The sequence below is a fragment of the Bacillus sp. LR_5 genome, assembly GCF_042709275.1.
Map to the genome: position 1 here is coordinate 1 of NZ_JAVAXX010000431.1, position 3,706 is coordinate 3,706.

Below are 3,706 nucleotides of genomic sequence, written 5' to 3' on the forward strand. Positions count from 1 at the left end.
TCACCTAAATTTCAGGTGAAGTTTCGTAGTATTTATTCATTTACTTGTCTTTTCTGATTTCTCTGACCACATGTGCAAGTTCGGGAATAATCAGCTTATTCATTGCCAGCTTTACCGCGCCGCTTGAGCCTGGCGTTGAGAAAACAGCGGTATGCTGAATGACGCCGGCAGTTGCTCTCGACATGATTGCGGCAGAGCCGATATCCTCTGTATAACTCAGCATCCTGAATATTTCTCCAAAGCCGGGCAGTTCTTTCGAAAACAGCGGCGTTATGGCTTCAATTGTGACATCCCGATCTGCTATGCCTGTCCCTCCGTTTAAGAGTACCGCGTCTGTCTGTTCATCCATGCAGCCCGCAAGCACTGACCGTTGCAAAGCATCCTTTTCGTCTTTTACAATTTCATATGCGGCAATATGATGACCGGCTTCTTCTAAAAATGAGATCATCAGCTTGCCGCTTTTATCGGTTTCATCTGTCCTCGTGTCACTGACAGTAATCACTTTGCACCGAACGATATCGGGAGCTTCTTGTTTATGCTCTTGAACGCTCATAGGCCCACCTCTTTTATGTTTTCTGTCTGTCACTATCATGCATCAATAAAAAAGCACATTCAAGAGAATGTGCTTTCATGCGATTTATTTTGCTAAACGAACAACGTCGCGCGCAATCATGACTTCTTCATCAGTCGGAATGATCATGACTTTTACTGGAGAATGCGGATAGCTGATGAAAGCTTCCTCGCCGCGCACGTTATTAAGCGCAGGGTCCCAGTATACGCCCATGAATTCTAAACCGCGAAGAACGCGTTCTCTGACTTCCACACTATTTTCACCGATACCGGCAGTAAAGATGATCGCATCGACACCGCTCATTCTTGCAGCGTAAGAACCGATGTATTTGTGGATTCTGCTTGCGAATACTTCAAGAGCCGTTTCCGCGCGCTCATTTCCTTCTTTCGTTGCTTCAACGATGTCACGAAGATCGCTTGAGAAACCGGAAATGCCGAGCAGTCCGCTTTTTTTGTTTAATGTATTCAGTACTTCGTCAGCCGTTTGGCCTGTTTTCTCCATGATGTATGGGATCAGGGCAGGGTCGATGTTTCCAGAGCGTGTGCCCATTGCTACACCGGCAAGCGGCGTAAAGCCCATGGATGTGTCAATTGATTTTCCGCCTTCAACAGCCGCAATACTTGCTCCGTTTCCAAGGTGGCAGGAAATCAGGCGCAAGTCTTTTAACGGACGGCCGAGAAGCTCTGCCGCACGCTCAGTTACATATTTATGTGAAGTGCCGTGGAAGCCGTATTTACGGATGCCGAATTTTTCATAGTATTCATACGGCAGGCTGTAAAGGTAAGACTGCTCAGGCATTGTTTGGTGGAATGCCGTATCAAATACAGCTACCGCAGGAACATTTGGAAGCACTTCTTTGAACGCTTTAATTCCAACGATATTTGCCGGATTGTGAAGCGGTGCCAATTCAGAAATATCTTCGATTTCCTTAATGGTTTCATCCGTTAATAAAACAGAATCGCTGAATTTTTCTCCGCCGTGAACGACACGATGGCCAATTCCGTCAATTTCATTCAAGTCTTTAATAATGCCGAATTCCGTTAACTTATTCAGCAGCATTTTAACAGCTACCGCATGATCCGGAATATCAGTTACTTCTGTATTTTTTTCGCCGTTCACAGAAATTGTGAATACGCTGTCGGCGATACCGATTCGTTCAACTAAACCCTTCGTTAAAACGGTTTCTGAAGGCATTTCGAAAAGCTGAAATTTCAAAGACGAGCTTCCTGCGTTAATTGCAATAATTTTGGACATGATTGACGCTCCTTTATACTCTGTATCAACAACTTCGTTTTTCGTACTTTTTTCCCGGTGAATATCAACATCTTCTCCGAAAAATATCTGACTTTTCCATTTAAACATTGTCATGTCGGCTTTTCAAGTCAACTTGCGTATTGATAACGCTTACAATAAGAAGTCGTTATTTTCAGACACATTCCCTATAGGTTTTGTATTGATGAACGCTTACAATTTGCGGTTTTTCCCTCTGTATTTTGTGTTTCAAAGCTGGATTCAATTCGTCAAGTCCGGTCTTCAAAAGCATAAATAAAAGCAGCTTAGGCATCGACCTCATACGGCTGTCTAAGCTGCTTTTAAAACACTTACTTTTCTTTTTTAAACCATTCATCAAATTGAGCCATCATATCAAGCATCGCCTTTTGATTGGAGAAAGACGGAAGATTCGCAAGCAGAATTTGCCCCGGCGCTTTCGTATTCTCTCCTTGTTTCTGAAGCACAAGGATGCTTTTGGCATGAGCTTCGTCTTTAAAAATAGATTTTGGCAGCTGCAACAGTGCGTTGATATGAACCTTATCTTTGAAAAACTGTTTCAGCTTGCCGCTTTGGGAGCTCTCAAACAAATGATTCGGAATCATAAAAAATAAGTAGCCGCCCGGTTTGGTATGCTTGACGCTCTGTTCAATAAACAGATGATGAGCGAAGGAATGGCCTTCGTCAGCTTTAAGCTCAAACGCTTCTGCTCCTTCGTCATTCGGATAATAGCCGACTGGCAGATCACAAATGACCGTGTCAACTGGATCGATAAACAACGGCTCAAGGCTGTCCTGGTGGAAAAGCTCAAGCTCTTTTTTCAGAAGGTTCGCTTGGGCATAGGCGATCTTCAAGAGCACATCATCAATTTCAATGCCAAAGCTGTTTGCCGTTTTTTCAGACAGCTGGTTCAGCACGGTAAACAGAAGGTTCCCAGTTCCCAAGGCTGGATCAAGAATGGTCAATTCCTTTTTGTCCGCCATAAACTTATTCACCAAATAGCTGATGAAAAGCCCGATCGTATCCGGCGTCATTTGCCTGTTTGGATGGGAGATATCTTTCATTCCTTTAAGGACGGCAAGCTGAAAAGCCTTGCGTACCCACTCATGCTCATACGTGCCGAATTCCGCTTTTTCAAGCAGAGCCTGAAGTTGTTTGGTTTTCTGATCAGCAGGCAGTTTCAGCTGATCCGTTTTTTCAAGAAAATACATTTCTCCTGCTTCGGCAAGCGCCTCTATATATGAAATCTGCAATTCATTCTTTATCATAATCGCTGCTTCGTTTAACAGCTCATACACCGCACCTACATGGTCTTTTTGCATATTGTGTTCCTCCTTGCCATGAAAAAAGCTCCGGCGGCAGCCTGGAGCTTTTTTCCCTGCTTACTTCACTAATGCCTTAGCAGCCTCAATTGGCTTTTCATAGTTCGGGTGGTTTGTTGCTTCGCTTACATATTCAGCGTAAACGACTTTTCCATTCTCATCAAGGACAAATACGGAACGCGCAAGCAGACGAAGTTCTTTAATATACACACCGAACGCTTTGCCAAATGACATATCTCTGTGGTCAGACAGTGTTTCCACTTTGTCAATTCCGTTAGCGCCGCACCAGCGCGCTTGCGCGAATGGAAGGTCTGCACTGATTGTGTAGACGTTGACATCTCCAAGCTTTGCAGCTTCTTCGTTAAAACGGCGTGTTTGTGCATCACAAACACCTGTATCAATTGAAGGGATAACAGAAATAATCGTTACCTTTCCTTTCATGTCAGCTAACGATTTTTCTTCAAGGCTGTTAGTCAGCACTGTGAAATCAGGAGCTTGATCTCCTACCTTCACTTCTTGTCCGACAAGTGTAACCGGACCGCCT

The 3,706-nt window shown here is 44.1% G+C and carries 5 protein-coding genes; all 5 read right to left on the bottom strand.

Annotated elements, in window-relative coordinates:
• Positions 1-40: 40 nt before the first annotated feature.
• The gene (locus RAC86_RS36435) at positions 41-553 is read right to left on the bottom strand and encodes a MogA/MoaB family molybdenum cofactor biosynthesis protein (protein WP_004398479.1); all 513 of its coding nucleotides are present in this window, start codon (positions 551-553) and stop codon (positions 41-43) included.
• Between the two features lie 84 nt (positions 554-637).
• Positions 638-1,825 carry an acetate kinase gene (locus RAC86_RS36440; RefSeq protein ID WP_003223511.1) on the bottom strand — a complete coding sequence of 396 codons (1,188 nt, stop codon included), beginning with the start codon at positions 1,823-1,825 and terminating at the stop codon, positions 638-640.
• A 172-nt stretch (positions 1,826-1,997) separates the two neighbouring features.
• Positions 1,998-2,201: a hypothetical protein gene (locus RAC86_RS36445; protein ID WP_120028477.1), complete on the bottom strand. Its 204-nt coding sequence runs from the start codon at positions 2,199-2,201 to the stop codon at positions 1,998-2,000.
• On the bottom strand, positions 2,173-3,162 hold the full coding sequence (locus RAC86_RS36450; protein ID WP_003229346.1) for a class I SAM-dependent methyltransferase: 990 nt from the start codon (positions 3,160-3,162) through the stop codon (positions 2,173-2,175). The genes RAC86_RS36445 and RAC86_RS36450 overlap by 29 nt, the downstream gene beginning before the upstream one ends.
• A gap of 60 nt (positions 3,163-3,222) precedes the next feature.
• Positions 3,223-3,706: thiol peroxidase (gene tpx / locus RAC86_RS36455; protein ID WP_377886760.1), on the bottom strand; the 484-nt coding region annotated here is incomplete at its 5' end.

Bases quoted from the DNA above. Each gene is read 5' to 3' on its own strand.
- RAC86_RS36435 (WP_004398479.1), bottom strand. From the start codon at position 553: ATGAGCGTTCAAGAGCATAAACAAGAAGCTCCCGATATCGTTCGGTGC.
- RAC86_RS36440 (WP_003223511.1), bottom strand. From the start codon at position 1,825: ATGTCCAAAATTATTGCAATTAACGCAGGAAGCTCGTCTTTGAAATTT.
- RAC86_RS36450 (WP_003229346.1), bottom strand. From the start codon at position 3,162: ATGCAAAAAGACCATGTAGGTGCGGTGTATGAGCTGTTAAACGAAGCA.